The 14,198-nt window shown below is 63.3% G+C and carries 13 protein-coding genes; 4 read left to right on the top strand and 9 right to left on the bottom strand.

Going from position 1 to position 14,198, the window contains the following annotated elements; translation table 11 throughout:
• Positions 1-177: 177 nt before the first annotated feature.
• The 6 genes from NW841_RS08415 to NW841_RS08440 all read right to left on the bottom strand — a co-directional run bounded on the left by NW841_RS08415 (position 178) and on the right by NW841_RS08440 (position 4,185).
• Positions 178-747, bottom strand: coding sequence for a photosystem I assembly protein Ycf4 (locus NW841_RS08415; protein ID WP_414386080.1), 570 nt, complete (start codon positions 745-747; stop codon positions 178-180).
• Positions 748-878: 131 nt separating this feature from the next.
• A complete protein-coding gene (locus NW841_RS08420; RefSeq protein WP_414386081.1) occupies positions 879-1,976 on the bottom strand; it encodes an S-layer homology domain-containing protein in 1,098 nt (365 codons plus the stop codon).
• Positions 1,964-2,278: a DUF3181 family protein gene (locus NW841_RS08425; RefSeq protein ID WP_414365391.1), complete on the bottom strand. Its 315-nt coding sequence runs from the start codon at positions 2,276-2,278 to the stop codon at positions 1,964-1,966. The genes NW841_RS08420 and NW841_RS08425 overlap by 13 nt, the downstream gene beginning before the upstream one ends.
• A gap of 51 nt (positions 2,279-2,329) precedes the next feature.
• Complete coding sequence (locus NW841_RS08430) at positions 2,330-2,857, bottom strand: hypothetical protein (protein ID WP_414386082.1); 528 nt, start codon at positions 2,855-2,857, stop codon at positions 2,330-2,332.
• A gap of 102 nt (positions 2,858-2,959) precedes the next feature.
• Positions 2,960-3,520 (bottom strand): anti-sigma factor family protein, encoded by a 561-nt coding sequence (locus NW841_RS08435; RefSeq protein ID WP_414386083.1) that lies wholly within the window; start codon positions 3,518-3,520, stop codon positions 2,960-2,962.
• A gap of 2 nt (positions 3,521-3,522) precedes the next feature.
• Positions 3,523-4,185 carry a sigma-70 family RNA polymerase sigma factor gene (locus NW841_RS08440; protein ID WP_414365396.1) on the bottom strand — a complete coding sequence of 221 codons (663 nt, stop codon included), beginning with the start codon at positions 4,183-4,185 and terminating at the stop codon, positions 3,523-3,525.
• Positions 4,186-4,385: 200 nt separating this feature from the next.
• Between NW841_RS08440 and NW841_RS08445 the strand changes: the two genes are divergently transcribed.
• The 4 genes from NW841_RS08445 (at position 4,386) to NW841_RS08460 (ending at position 8,739) form a co-directional block, all read left to right on the top strand.
• Positions 4,386-5,111 carry a Crp/Fnr family transcriptional regulator gene (locus NW841_RS08445; protein ID WP_414386084.1) on the top strand — a complete coding sequence of 242 codons (726 nt, stop codon included), beginning with the start codon at positions 4,386-4,388 and terminating at the stop codon, positions 5,109-5,111.
• Positions 5,112-5,142: 31 nt separating this feature from the next.
• Positions 5,143-5,637, top strand: a complete 495-nt coding sequence (locus NW841_RS08450) for a DUF427 domain-containing protein (protein WP_414372014.1) — start codon at positions 5,143-5,145, stop codon at positions 5,635-5,637.
• A 99-nt stretch (positions 5,638-5,736) separates the two neighbouring features.
• Positions 5,737-7,713 carry an SH3 domain-containing protein gene (locus NW841_RS08455; RefSeq protein ID WP_414386085.1) on the top strand — a complete coding sequence of 659 codons (1,977 nt, stop codon included), beginning with the start codon at positions 5,737-5,739 and terminating at the stop codon, positions 7,711-7,713.
• A 63-nt stretch (positions 7,714-7,776) separates the two neighbouring features.
• Positions 7,777-8,739, top strand: coding sequence for an energy-coupling factor transporter transmembrane component T family protein (locus NW841_RS08460; protein WP_414365416.1), 963 nt, complete (start codon positions 7,777-7,779; stop codon positions 8,737-8,739).
• 2 nt (positions 8,740-8,741) lie between these two features.
• On the opposite strand, the gene NW841_RS08465 is transcribed toward NW841_RS08460, so the two are convergent.
• The 3 genes from NW841_RS08465 to NW841_RS08475 all read right to left on the bottom strand — a co-directional run.
• Entirely contained in the window at positions 8,742-11,609 is a 2,868-nt protein-coding gene (locus tag NW841_RS08465; RefSeq protein WP_414386086.1) for a GAF domain-containing protein, read from the bottom strand.
• Between the two features lie 147 nt (positions 11,610-11,756).
• On the bottom strand, positions 11,757-12,377 hold the full coding sequence (locus NW841_RS08470) for an NADPH-dependent FMN reductase (RefSeq protein ID WP_414377529.1): 621 nt from the start codon (positions 12,375-12,377) through the stop codon (positions 11,757-11,759).
• 53 nt (positions 12,378-12,430) lie between these two features.
• The coding region (locus tag NW841_RS08475) for a spermidine synthase (protein ID WP_414386087.1) at positions 12,431-14,198 on the bottom strand (1,768 nt) is incomplete at its 5' end.

Below are 14,198 nucleotides of genomic sequence, written 5' to 3' on the forward strand. Positions count from 1 at the left end.
CGAGTCCTAGACCTTTCTTGAGCACTCTGCAAGGCAGGGATCCCTCACCCCCAACCCCTCTCCCTTCGGGAGAGGGGAGTTTACTTGGACAATTGACCCGATGTTGTTGAGCCGGTTTCTGGGCTATCTCAATTCCTGGGATCCCTGACCAGCAGCCGTCCACAATCCAAGAGAATTTCAAATACCCTCTAGGCTGACATTGAGAAAGCGGGCAATCTCGGCTGCTTGGTTTTCGATCTCCGTCAGGGAAGGGGGCTGGCCAACGCCGGTGAGGGGGATGTCGCCGCGTCCTTTTACCCGCAAGTAGATAACCCGGCGGGGGTTGAGGCCTTCTCGCAGCTCGACCCGCAGGCTTTGCACCTCGGCAAAGTCGTATTCCAGCCGCACCTCGCGGTTTTTGCCCGGAAAGCCCTGCCGCACCAGCGTTATCTTCTGGGTGCGGCGGTTGAACTCGTTGTAGCCGCCCCCCAGGTTCCAGTACAGGCTCAGCCATTGATACAGCCCCGCCAGGGATCCGAGCACACCGTAAAAGAGCATGGCAATGCCCTGGGGAATGAACACCAGGCTGGCGGGATCGGAAAAGGGAAGCAAGTTGCGGTGGAAATAGCTGGAAAGACCGGCCAGGGTAAAGCCCAGCCCACCCCCTGTCAGCGCCACCGCCCAAAAGTAGACGCTGGGCCGCCGCGAGCCAATGACGGTGTAGCGCAGCAGCTCTTCAGAGCGAATTTCGGGAATGGTTGCAGACACAGACGGGATCCCTTTTTCCAAAGCTAGCTTCTTCCATCATTATTAGGCGGGAAGCCCTGCCCTAGGGAGAGGCAACAGAGCCTTTCTCCTTGGGAGCTTTCGACCTCTCGGTTCCTAAAGCCTGGGATCCCCTAGCGGGGTGTAACGATTTTCCCTGCTCCCGGGGTAGCTGCCGGCGGTTCACTGGGGGAAGGCTCGCCCTCAGGGGTAGGAGAGGTGGGTTCCGGCTGGGCTGCCGGCGGAGAAGTTTCGGCTTCCGGCGTTGGACTTGGCAGGGCCGAGAGCTGGGCTACCGCCTCCTGAGCTGTCCGCTCTCCAAAAGCCGACAGGGCAATTGCCGCTTCCCCACGGCTGACCGGCTCAAAGGGGTTAAAGGTGCGGATGGGGCCGAAGGTGCGCAACACGGTGGAGGCATTCTCCAGGCTGCGATCTGCCACCAGGGGAGCAACCGCCTCCTCAGGGATCTGCGCTGCATCGGTAAAGCCCCAACGCTCCTCCAGTTCTAATCGGGATCCCTTGATCTGCCCAGGCGGCAAATCCAAAGGCACCTTCATGCGGATTAGCTCGGCTCGCGACAGCAGGCTGTTGGGACGAAACTCGCGGTTGGCGTCTCCGCTAACGATGCCGGCAGCTCCCAGGGCTTGGATGTAGCGAAAGTTGGGATCCTCCTCCGGCACATCCAAAAAGAGGGGGCGCTCGCTGGCGGGTCCCAGCCGGATTTGGCGGCTGGGCTCGTCGGCGTAAATGGCGTTGTTGGCCAGCACCAGCCAGCGGGCAAATTCGCCGCGGCGAACACTGCGCTGGGGCTGAAATTCCCTGCCGGGAATATCAGCAAAGACCCCCAGTTGATCCAGGTCATAGACCGAGCGGGCCACCAGGGATCCGGGCTCCAGATCCGCAAAGCGGCTGCTGAGCTGGCTGGGCAGAGGCGTGAAGGCAGCAGGGGGAGTTGCAGGCGCAGAGGGGAAGCGGGGTTCGATCCGAGGCGAAGGCGTCTCTGCTTGATTTACTTGATTTCGTTGTTGATATTGATCTGCTTGATCTGCAGAGGGAGAGGCAGACAGACCCACCGGTCGCACTGCTCGTTGCAGCCGCTCTCCCCACTCGGTTCCCTGACAGGCCGACACCAGCTCCAGCAGCAGGACAAAACCACTGGCCCTAAGCCAGGTGCTGAGGGGAGGCGGCAATCGCCTTAGGTGAAATGGTTTCTCCCCCTCTACTGAGCCCATTTGCGGCTGAACTCCTCCAGCACATCCAGCAGGTTGAGCAGGCTTTGCATGGGCAGCAGATCCGCCAGGGGCAGCTCTTTGCGCCCACCCCCCACTTTTACTGGGATCCCTTGCAGAACCTCGGTAACGGCATTCTCGTCCACCTTGCCTGCCATCACCTGGGGAGCCAGTCGCTCTGCCAAAACGGTATGCAGGTGGGCATCCCGCAGGTAAAGGTGCCACCGGGCCACATCGATGTAAACTTCCTCGCCAATGGCAGCGGCCAATTGCTCGATCTCTGGGTTGCTGGGCACTTGGGCCATTGCTCAGCTCCGTCAGTGGTTGCCCTCTGCCGATCATAACCTGCTCCCACCTTACGGAGAGGTGGCGGCAGAACGACTCGGTAGAGGCAGGGCAAAGTTCTCCTGCAACTGCCGCAGCAGCAACAGGTGCTCCAGGGCCAAGCGATCCCGTTCGAGGCGCAACTGACTCAGTTGGGCCTGAACCTGGCGGATCTCCTCTTCGTCAGAGTCCCAGGTTTGCAAAAGGCGGTAGAGGCGGTCTTGTTGGTTGGCAATCTGCCGGTTCAGTCGGGCCAAGCGACGGTTGAACTCCCTATCCATTGCCTCGGCTAGCTCAGGATCCGGCAGCAGGGCCAGGTGATCCCAATGGATGCCTAAGTCGGCCCAGGTTGGTGGGGGTGGACTCAACTCCTTGAGGAGGGGGAAGTTCGGAAAAGGCGATAGCTCTATCCCGGGAGAGGCCGCTTGATTTTGGGCGGGGGTGGGAGCGAGACGGGATCCCGGTGAGGACAGGTTGCTGGGCTCCAGGACACTGGGATAGGGGCGTGGCTCCTGCGGCGCTGCGGGATGGCTGCCGCTGGGATCAGCTTGGGCCGACAAGGATCCCAGACTGACTAGCCAAAGGCAAACTGCTAGCTCACAAGCCCGGCGAACTGCTTTTTCCACCCTCCACTCCTCAATCTTTCTCAAGCCTGCTCAGCATCATTCCCAGTCCCCCTCGGCTTCGAGGTTCGGCGTTGTCTCAAACAAAATCGAGTAGGCATCTTGTTTTTGCCCCGGCTCAAACAGGTAGCGCTGGGCAACCCGGGCAGAGGCCGGCACGATGGCCACCCGCACCGGCGGATTTTCTAGGGATACCAACGGCTGTGGCTGCAACCAGCGCCAGCCCGCCCAGCCGGCTCCCGCCAAGGCCACCACAGCCGCTGCCACCCGTCCCCAAGGGGTGCCCCTGCGCCGCCACCAACCCAGCTCGAGGGCCGGCCGTCGATCCAGCTCCTCGAAGACCCGGCTGATCAGCAGCTCCGTCTGGACGGGATCCAAAGTTGGGGCCTTGAGGTTGGCCAAGCCGGCCTGCAAGGCTGCCAGTTGGCTGTAGAGTTGCCGCGCTTGGGGATCCCTGGCCAGCCAGTCTTCCACCTGCCGCGCCTCTTGGGGCGACAATTCCCCATCCAGGTAGGCGCTCAACTGTTCAAAGCGCTCTTCCACCAGCGGCAGTTCTGGCTGGGGATCCTCGCGGTCGGGGTTACGGTTGCGGCGAACCATGGTCACTCACCGTTGAGGTAGGGTTTTAGGGTGGATTGTAAGCGGGCACGGGCGCGGGCAATGCGAGACTTAACGGTGCCCAAAGATACCCCTGTGATCTCGGCAATTTCCTCGTAGGCCATCCCCTGAATTTCCCGCAGCAGGATTGTTTGGCGAAAAACCTGCGGTAGGTCGCGGACGGCTTGGTGCAATCGCTCGTAAAATTCGCAGGTGGTGAGGTGCTCATGGGGGCTGGGGCTCTCGCTGGGCAGTTCCCACTCCATCTCGCTATCCCGCGTCGAAATCGGGGCATCCAAAGAAAGAGGCTGCTGCTGCCGCTTGCGCTTGCGCAGCTCGTCATAGAACAAGTTGGTGGCGATTCTTCCCAGCCAACTGCGAAATTTCGCTGGCTCCTGCAGCCGCTTCAGGTGGCGGTAGGCCCGGATCCAAACTTCCTGGGCCAAGTCGTGTCGGTCGGGCCAGTCAGGGGCAAGGTGGTAGAGCACCCTGTCCACATAGGCCTGGTGACGGCGTATCAGCTCGGCAAAGGCTTCGCGGTGGGGTTGGGATCCCTGCTGGCAGAGCAGCACCAGATCCAGATCAGCGAGCTTTTCGGGCCGCACAGGCACGTCCTTCACCAAGACCGACCAGCGCTGGCCAGTGATGTCGCTGAGGGCAGCATCCATAGGCATCCATAGGTTATTGAACGACGGAGGGATCCCCTCCCGAGCAGAACCTCTGTTTTCTGACGCAACGGGGGAAGTTGGGTTCCCTCTCCCGATCTTGGCCCAAGGGGGCAGGGCGGTGCGAGAACCCTCTGCAGGATAGCCCTTGAGCCGACGGCTGGGCTACAGTGGGCTTGCGGTACGGTCAACCTCCCTCCGGCATGACTCCTGATGTCTCTGCTGCCCTCCTCTCCGAGCTCAAGGCGGTGCCGACGCTGGCGGAACTTTCGGCAGCGTCCTTGCAATGGCTGGGATCCCAGGTGAAGCTGCGGGATATTGCGGCAGGACAAGCGCTCTTGATGCAGGATGCCTGGGGCAGTGTGGTTTATCTAATCCTCTCCGGCTGGGCTAAGGTGCGGCGGTCTTTGCGGCTCGGCACAGCAGAAGGAATGCAAGACAGCACCCAAACCTTGGCTTTGCTCGGGCCGGGTGCTTGGGTGGGGGAAATGGCGGTGTTGGATGAAGCTCCCCGCTCGCGGGATGTGCTGGCCCTAACCCCGGTGCGGGCGGCCGGGATCCCCGCGGCAACTTTCAAGGCGCTGATGCTGCAGGAGCCGCACCTGTGTTACCAGCTAGCCCGCAGCCTCTCCCGCCGCTTGCGCCTGGCCAATTTGCAGGCCGATCTGGATCGACAAAGCCCCCCGCTGCGGGTGGTACATGCGCTGGTGCAACTGGCAGAGGCCTTTGGCGAGAAGACCGCCCAGGGAATGCGCATTGTTTACCCTCCCCTCCAGGATTTGGCCGATATCAGCCAGGTCAGCCGAGAGGTAGCGGCGGCGGTGCTGGGCCGTCTGCAGCAGCAGGGGGTGATTCAGGTGTTGCCGGAGCAACAGTCTCTGCTGCTGGTGCAGTACGCCAAACTGGTAGAAGCCAGCCGTCTGCTTTAGGTGCTGTCAGATCCTGCTTTGGAGACTGCCCATGCGCCCCCAGCCCATCCCGCCCCGGCCCGGACAAGAATCCGTCTGGGACTACCCGCGCCCGCCCCGCTTGGAGCCCACCGCCGAGCGGGTGGAAGTGCTCTTCAACGGCGAGCTCATCGCCCAAAGCTACCGCTGCTACCGCGTCTTGGAAACCAGCCACCCGCCCACCTACTACATTCCCCCCAGCGACGTGCGGCTGGAGTATCTCCGCCCCAGCGCCCGCACCTCCTTCTGCGAGTTCAAAGGAACTGCCCGCTACTGGACGATCCAGGTCGGCTCCCAAGTGGCCGTGGATGCCGCCTGGAGCTATCCGGATCCCAGCCCGGAGTTTTGGCCCATCCGCGACTACCTTGCTTTTTATGCGGGCCGCGTGCAGGAGTGCCGGGTGGATGGAGAGCGAGTTCGGCCCCAGCCGGGAGATTTCTACGGCGGCTGGATTACCTCCAAGGTCGTAGGCCCCTTCAAGGGGGAGCCGGGGAGCTGGGACTGGTAGGTTCTAAGCAAGAGGGGATCCCTTTTGCTGAGGAAAAGACTACAGTTAAGTCGAGGCGGGTTCAGGGATCCAACGCGATTAGGAGAGCCGACAACAGCCATGACGGTGCGAGTGCCCCTCGACTACTACCGAGTTTTGATGCTGTCGCCACGGGCAGACGAGCATCAGATCGAACAGGCTTACCGGGAGCGCCTCGAGCTCAAACCGGCTGAGCGTTCTTGGCTGCTGGGGTTCTCGCCGCAGGCCGTGGCAGCACGCGCTCAGCTCATTCAAGAGGCGGCCTCGGTGTTGCTCAACCCTGAGGCGCGGCACAGCTACGACGAACATCTGACACCGACGGATCCCACCTTGACGGTGGAAGAGACCCTCTTGCCAGGCGTGCTGTGTTTGTATTGCGAAGCCGGAGACTACCAAGCGGCTTTAGATTTGGCTCAACACATGTTGGAGCAGGGCCACCCTGCCCGTTCCGATGCCATTTTGGCGCGGGCCATCGGCCGGTTGGAGCTGGGCCGGGAAGCCTGGCAGCAGGGATCCTACGAAGAGGCGGCGCGTTCTCTGCAGGCGGGCCTAGCGGAGCTGGAGGAGTACCAGGCTTTTCCGCAGATGCAAGCAGAGTTCCGCCTTGATCTGGGCAAGCTGCGCCCCTACCGCATTTTGCAGCTCCTCAGCCTTGAGACTAACGCCCCTGCCCAAAGCGGCAAAGAGGCGCTTGCCGATCCTGCCCTGGCGCGGCAGCAAGGGCTTGCCCTCCTGAAAGCCATGCTGGACGAGCGGGGTGGCATTGAAGGAAGTGGGCAGGATGGCTCTGGCCTCAGCACAGAAGATTTCTTGCGCTTCATCCAGCGGGTGCGCCGCCACCTCACTCTCCAAGAACAGCAGGAGCTGTTTGAGCGAGAGGCCGAGCGTCCCTCCCTGGTGGCCACTTACTTGGCTGTGCAGGTGTTGCTGGCAGCGGGCTATCTGGAAAAACGTCCGGCCTTGGTGCGGCGCGCCCGCGGCTACTTGGCCCGCCTGGCCCAGCGGCAGGATGTCCATCTGGAGCAGGCCATCTGCAGCCTGTTGCTGGGGCAGACGGAGGAGGCACTTGACCATCTGCGCTCCAGCCAAGAAACAGAGGCCCTGCAGTTTATTGCAGAACACTCCGCCGGCTCCCCTGACCATCTGCCGGGTCTGTGCCGCTTCACGGAAAAGTGGTTTCAAGAGGAGGTGTTCCCGGAGTTTCGCGCCTTGGAAACCGCTCAGGCCAGCCTGAAGGCCTACTTCGACAACCCCCAGGTTCAGGCTTACTTGGACGAAATGCCCAGCCGCGAAAGCTCGCCGGCGGGGACGTTATCTCCCCAATCTTTTCACCCCGCACCCCATTTGCCTGCCATGGTGGGTGGCCCACACCTGCCTGAGCAAACACAAGAATGGCCTCGCCCACCCGCCCCATCTCCGCGGGGAGGGACAGCACCTCCTCCAGAGCCTCCGCGCATGTCCGATTTGCCCGCCTACCGGGGTGGCGAGGGGCCGGCCAAGCCCCCCTTCGAGGAAGGGATCCCACACGCCCACGAGTGGGGATCCCAGGGGGTGGAGCGTTACCGCCGCAGCCGTTTTGGGCCAAGACGCGGCCGGGGTGAGCGCCCTGCCATTCCCCTCGGCATCCGCTTGGCCGGAGTGGTCGGCGTGGGCATCCTCTCCCTGCTGGTGATCTGGCAGATGCTGAGGAGCCTGTTCACGCCGCCGGCGCCGCCGCTGGAGCAGCCCCAGGTGCAACTGGAGCAGCCGCCGGTTGCCATCGACAATCCAGGCCAGCCGGAACCCACGCCTGAGCCTGAATTGACCGGCCCTCTGGCCGAGTGGCGGGGTGTGCAACAGGTGCGGGTGATTGCCAATGAGGGCATTAACATTCGCCAGCAGCCTAGCCTGACCGGGGCTATCGTCGGGGCCGCTCCGCGCCAAGCTCTGCTGCGGGTGGTAGAGGTGCAGGCTGGCGAAGGACAGGTGCCTGTCTGGTTGCGCGTTGAGCGAGAGGGGGCCCCGGGGGGATGGGTCGCCGCCCAATCCGGCTCAACCCGTCTGGTGGAGCGACTCTAAGCCTTTTCTGCTGCCAACTTCCGTTCTTCTTTTGGGGGATAACCTGTCTCCCGTTTGCCTGTAGTGGATATTCTGCGCAACGCCCCGCTGGGGATCTACCTGGAAGAGCCGCGCACCTGGCTGCACCGCCTCGATCCGCGTGTGAAGCTGGCCTGGCTGCTCAGCTTTCTGCTCAGCCCAATTTTGGCTGGCAATGGCTGGCGCCTGGCCGTGGTGGCGGTTCTGTTGTTCTTGACGGTGGCGGCCCGCCTGCCGCGTCGGGTCTGGTCGGGCCAGCTCTCGCTGGTGTTGGCCCTCAGCCTGCTCACTTTTGGGATCACCTGCTTCGCTCCCGATGGGTTGGGGGTTTTCCCGCAGCCGCAGCGGCAGGACGTGCAGGTGGTGGGCTACGGGCTCATCCCCAGCTATGACTGGGGGGTGGAAGAGGGATCCCGCGCAGCGGCCAAGCGGGCCTGGCGGGAGCAAACCCGTGCCTGGCCAACCCCCTACCGCTACCGCTTGCTGCAAGTTTCCCTAGGGGAGCGAACCTTTCAGGTGTCCCGCCGTTCTCTGTCGGTGGCTTTGCGGCTGGGCACCCTCATCTTTACGCTGCTCTACGCCACCAATTTGTTTTTGCTGACCACGGCCCCAGAAGAGATCACAGAGGGGATCGGCCACCTGGTGCAGCCTCTAAAACGCTGGGGATGGCCGGTTGCGGAGGTAATCCTCACTCTCACCTTAGCGCTGCGCTTTCTGCCGCTGGTGATGGAGGAGGTGCAAAACCTGGTGCGGGCAGTGCGCACCCGCGACGTGCGCTGGGGATCCCTCAGCTTCCGGGGCGGGATCCAAACCCTGCTGGCCCTAGTGGAGCGCTTTTTTGAAAACCTGCTCCTGCGGGCGGAGCAGACAGCCATGGCCATGCAGGCGCGTGGGCTGACCGGCCCCGACCACCCCTTGCGCTGGCACCGCCTACACCTGCGGCGGCTAGATCGGGGGGTGCTGGCCCTGTTGCCCCTGTTTTGGCTGCTGAGGGCGTTGTCCCCCTGAGGCTACGGCGGGGGGGGACGCAGTTCCTCGCTGGCCAGCGGTAGGAGCAGCCGGGCAACGGAGCGCCCATCCCCAGACAGATAGAAGGAGAGCTGCCCCCCCATCCGCTGCACCACCCGTTGGCACAGACCAAGTTCCAGGCCGGGGCTCACCAGCAGCGGCGATTGGAAGAGGGGATCGGCGTAGATGACCTGTTGCGGATCCCATTGCAAGGCCGTCAGCAGGTGGGGATCAAGGTGGCCCTGATCCACCACCAGCAGCTCTGCATAGCCCTCTGTGGCTTGGCCCCACAGATCCAGCCGGCCTCCTTCCGGGCTGCGCAAGGCAGCAGCCAGCAGCACCTCCCAGAGGACCATCTCCAATCGCCCGATATCGCCCTGGACGGCGAGACTGAGGTCGCCGTGGGCGCGTAGCCACAGCTTGCGTTTTTGGGTCAGGCCCTCCACCCGGCGCAAGCTTTTGCGCACCAAAGTAGCCAAAGACAGCGACTGGAACTGCGGCTGCACCTGCCAGGTTTCTGCCTGCAACAATGGATTGGTAGAGACGGCCAGCTCCTGCAGCCCCCTGCCGATTTCCACCACCTTTTGCCAGCGGGTGGCCTCATCTCCCGGGATGTCCGGCACCTGGCCAAGGCGGCGCAGGCTATCTAGAAGGGCATTTTGCATATCCAGCAGGCGGCGGTGCTTGTACCAGTTCAACTCGCTGAGCACCTCCTGCCGCTCCTGCAAAGTTTGCACCCAAAGCAGGCGCCGCAGCGTCCAGCCACAGGTTTGGGCAATTAACGTTACAGCCGCCTGCTCCTCCGCCTCCCAGACTCTGTCCGCTTCTGCTCCCAGGATCAAAACCCCCAGGGGCTCCGGCAGCGAGGGATCCGTCTCCCCCAAGGGCACCAGCAGCCAGGAGCCCAGGCCCGCGGAATTAAGCCAGGTGCGGCTGGCTGCCGGGATCTGTTCCTGGGCAAGCTGGAGGAGCCCTCTTGCCTGCAGCGCAGCAGCCAGCAAGGGATCCTGCCGGTTGATCTCCGTGGGGCCGCTGGGGCAGAACTCAGGGGCGGCGGCAAAGGGCGGCTGCAAGCAGGCCCGGCTCTCCCCCGGCTGCCAACTGACCACCAGCGCCAAAGGGATCCGGAGGAGCTGGGCTGCCTGTTGGGCGGTGGTGGCGTAGAGAGCAGCAGGGGTGGCCAGGTTTTGCAAAGTCAGGCAAGCGGTAATCAGGCCGCTGAGCAAGTGCTTTTGCCGTTCCTGCCGTTGTTGAGACCGAAGTTGCCGCAGGAGCAATCCCACTTGTTGGGCAGTCCCGCGCAGCAGTTGCCGTTCTTCTCGGCTCCAAGCCCTTGGCCGCGGGTGGAGCACTAGGATCAGCCCTTCGGGGGTGGCAGTGCCGCTGGCGCCGGTATGAGTCAGCAGGAGGGAGCGCACCCCCAAAGGGGCCAGGTCTTGCCGCCAGGAGAGGAGGCGCAGATCCTGGTCGTAGTTTTCCGCCGCCACCACCTCGCTGCGCAGCAGATCCTGCCAGTCTTGCTCGCTTAAAGAGCTGAACTGCGGCGGCAAAGCCTGCTTGCCCTCGCTGCGGTACTCGGAGAAGAGGCGGGGGCTTGGCCTATCGGGATCTACCGTCAGGAGGGCCACCGCACCGGCTTGCAGACGCTGACCCAGGCCAACCACCGCTTGCTGGAGAGCCTGCGGCAGCTCCGCCGGATTGTAAAGCGAACGGCCCACCTGGTGGACAAACTCCTGGTCGTCGGCCAACTGGCGAATGCGGCGATCCAGATTTTCCAGGGGGGCGGCTAAGGCCAGCCCATTGGCGGCGGCGGCCACCAACTGGCGCTCGGAGGCTTGCCAGGTGCGAGGCACCTCCGATTGCACCCAAATAAACCCCAGCAGATCTTTCTCCAGCAAGATGGGGGCGGCCAAGGCCGCCTGGGCCCGCAATTGCTGCATCAGCTTGAGGGGGATCTCGGAGCGGGTCGTCCCTGTGCCGCCCACCACCACCTGGCCATCGGCGAGGGTGTAGTACATATCCCCCAACTCCCGCAGTGAAAAGCCGCCATCTCCTGGCGGTGCTGCTCCCGCTTTGGCCTCTCTGGATATGGGGGCAGGAGTGGGTGGCTGGCTGGGCCTGGCGGCGCTTCCATGGGAAACAAACCGCCCCTGGCTGCGCTCGTGCCAGTACACCTGAATATGGACGGCGCCCAGGAACGTCTGCAGCTCCTGCCTCACCAGGCTGACCCGTTCCTGCAGGGATCCCGCCTGGCACATCGCCGTTCCCAGCCTCAGGAGCGAATCCTCAAGGCGTTTTTCGGTCTGCTGCCTCCAGGCGTTTTCCAGCTCTTGCAAAGAGGCGGCCAACTGACCCAGCAAAATCCCCAGGAGCGCCTTTTCTTCCTCGCGGGTGGTGATGCCCCACACCTGGGATCCCAGCATCAGGATCCCTAGGCAGCGCCGCCGCCCTACTGCTGAAAAGGGGTAGATGAAGCAGCCTTGGATCCCGCCCAGGCGCTTGGCTTCCCGCTGCCAAAGGCCCATGCGCGGCTCCTGTGAGAGATCGGCCACGCTGATGGGCCGCTGCTCGATCACCACCTGCTCCAAGATCTCCCCCGGCTGCAGGGGATACAGAGCTCGCAAGAGCGCTTGATCGTCTTCACGCAGGGTCACCCCCCCTTGGCCCACCAACTGGTGATTGGCATGGTCATAGAGGGCCAGCCAGATCAGCGGCGCCCCAAACACCGCCCTGACATACTCCAGCGTGAGCTGAATCAGGGCATTGGCATCGCTCTGCTCCCGCATCCGCTGCAAGGTTACCTGCAGGGCAACTAGGGGAGAGATGGTCCCAGCTCCAGTTGAGGAGTAGGGGGAAGCAGGTTGAACCATGGCCCGACTTTGGTGATGCAGATTTTTGCCGCAGCTTCCTCTTGGCTCACCTTAGCCATGCCGTTGCTTGGGCGCCAACCCCTTTCCCCTGAAAGAGCAAAAGGGGGAGCTACTAAAACGGAGGCTGCTGGAGAGCCTAGCGCCTTTTTAGGAAAGGGGAGCCGGGATCCCGCGCAATTTGGCCGTGTTGGTTACCATGCTCTGCACAAAGCGCTGCAAGCGCTGGCGTAGGTTTTCGTCTTTGAGGTTGCCCTGCTCATCGAAGGCGCTCCAAGCCCGACCAATGGCAATCTGCTCCGGGATCGCCCAGCCATGCACCCAACGCACGATTAAACGCATCTGGTTTAGGGTATTGCTGTTGCTCTCACCGCCCAAAACGCTGATCAGCCCGAAGACCTTGCCCTCCAGGTGCTCAAAGCGCAACAGATCCAGGGCATTTTTCAGACTGCCGCTGATGCCGCCGTGGTACTCCGGGCTGGCCAGGATGATCCCATCCGCCTGTTTCATTGTTGCCTGCAAGACTGCCACGTCGGGATAGTCTGGGTAGGATTCTGAGCCATCGGCAAAGGGCAGCTTCATCTGCCGCAGATCGAGGAGGTGCAGCGGGATCCCTAGCTTCTCGAACTCGCGCCGCACCACTTCCAGCGTCCGATAGGTCAGAGAATTGGGCCGTAGGCTGCCACCAATGGCCACAAAACAAGCTGCAGGGGCCTCGGTCAGAACGGTTTGAGAATCCCTGGGTAAGGCTTGCACAGTTGAGGAAGACATAGGCCATGCTCCTGGGCGGGCTTTAGTTACGTTGCAAACAATCTTAACTCATACTAACTCCGCCTGAGATCTCCGCCGAATTCGTGAGCCACCTCCTCCTGGCCCAAGAAGGGCCAGCGGATTGCCTGCAGCAGGTTGGAAAAATCATCTCGCCAGACCGCATCTCCGGTTGGGGGCAAAAGAGGCTGCCAGGGATCCCCGCCTTGCCAGCCGCTAGGGCTTTTGGCCATCAGCACCCAACGGGAGGGAGCCAGCCCTGCCCGGCGTTGGGCGGCGGTGAGCTCTTCATGGGCTTGATACCAGGCGGGAAGCCGCAATTCTCTTGCCAAGGCGGCCAACACTGGCGCCAAGTCCAGGTGGCGGTTGGTGATGTTAAAAAGCAGCCAGCCCTGGGGCTTGAGCTTGCTGAGGTAGAGGGTCAGGGCCTCCTGGGTGAGCAGATGCACCGGCACAGCGTCAGAGCTGAAGGCATCCATCACCAGCAGGTCGTAGCTGCCATTGGGGATCCCCTGCAGGCGGAGGCGGGCATCGCCCAAGATCACCCGCACCTGCGCCCGCCGCCTGGCCCCCTTGAGATAGGCAAAGTAGCGGCCCGCCCAGTCGGCCACGGTGGGATCCAGCTCAAAGAACGTCCACTCCTCTCCCGGCTCGGCATAGGCGGCCAAGGTGCCGATCCCCAGCCCCAACACTGCAACCTGGGCTGGAGAAGAGCGCGGCTGCGCCCGCCACTGCTGGAACACCTGACCCACCGGCCCCTCGCGGGAAAAATAGGTGAGCGGCTCCAGGGCTTTCTGGGGATCTAGGTTCTGGCTGCCGTGCAGGGTGGTGCCATGGAGCAGACTGCGGAAGGAGCCCGCCTCGGTGTGGTATTCCACAAGGCGGTGAAGGCCAAAGACACTGCGCTCGCTGGCTACCACCTGCAGCCCCGGCGGTAGCCAAGGCTGTCCCAGCAGCAAAACCAACCCCACCCCCGTCCCCAGCCGGCCAAGCCTGCTGCGCCAGCCGCGGTTCCCGTCTTCTCCCATCAGGGCCAGCACCGCTACCCCCACGGCCAAGCCCACTGCAGCTCCGAGGCGAAATAACGCCTGGGGGTGGAAGCGCAGCAGCAGCAGGGGCAAGAGCAGCCCCAGCCCCAGCCATAGCCCCAGCCGCCCTCCCCGTGCCGCCAACACCGCCAGCGACACCCCCAAGAGCAGGGGGTACTCCAGTAATGTCTCAAACACCTGCGGCGCCAGCAAAGCGGAGAACAGCCCTCCCAAGCTGCCTCCCACAGCCAGCCACAGGTAAAACTGCGTCAACTGCTGGGCCGGCGGACGAGATCTGGCCAACTGGCTGTGGCAGAACCAGCTCACCAGGCCAAAAGCCCCTAGATGCAGCAGCAACACCCAAAACCAAGGCCTCACCCAGCCCAGAACCTGGGCCCCCACTGCCCCACAGGCCAGGAGAGCTGTCGTACTCGAAACCAACTCATTGGGGTAGAGGCCGCCGAAGGCCAGCATGAAGGTCACCAGATAAATGCTCAGGGGGAGGGCCCACAGCAAGGGCACCGCCGCCACCTCGGTGGTCAAGAGGGTGGTGACTGACACCAACAGGGCTGCTGGCAAAAAGGCCCAGCCGGCCCAGCGGCAACCCTCCCGCCAGCAGAGGGGCCAGATCTCCGTCCTGCCGACGTCCCTGGGATCCCCCAGAGCAGGAGCGGTTCGTAGGAAAGCCACCCCCCCCCCGTGGCGCCGCCGCCCCCCCCCCCCCCCCCCGCCCCCCGCGGGGCCGAGGGGGGTGGGGGCCCTCCCCCCGGGGGGTTGGCCCCCCAAAGCCAACCCC

This window comes from Synechococcus sp. H60.3, from assembly GCF_047462295.1.
In the GTDB taxonomy this organism is placed as follows: domain Bacteria; phylum Cyanobacteriota; class Cyanobacteriia; order Thermostichales; family Thermostichaceae; genus Thermostichus.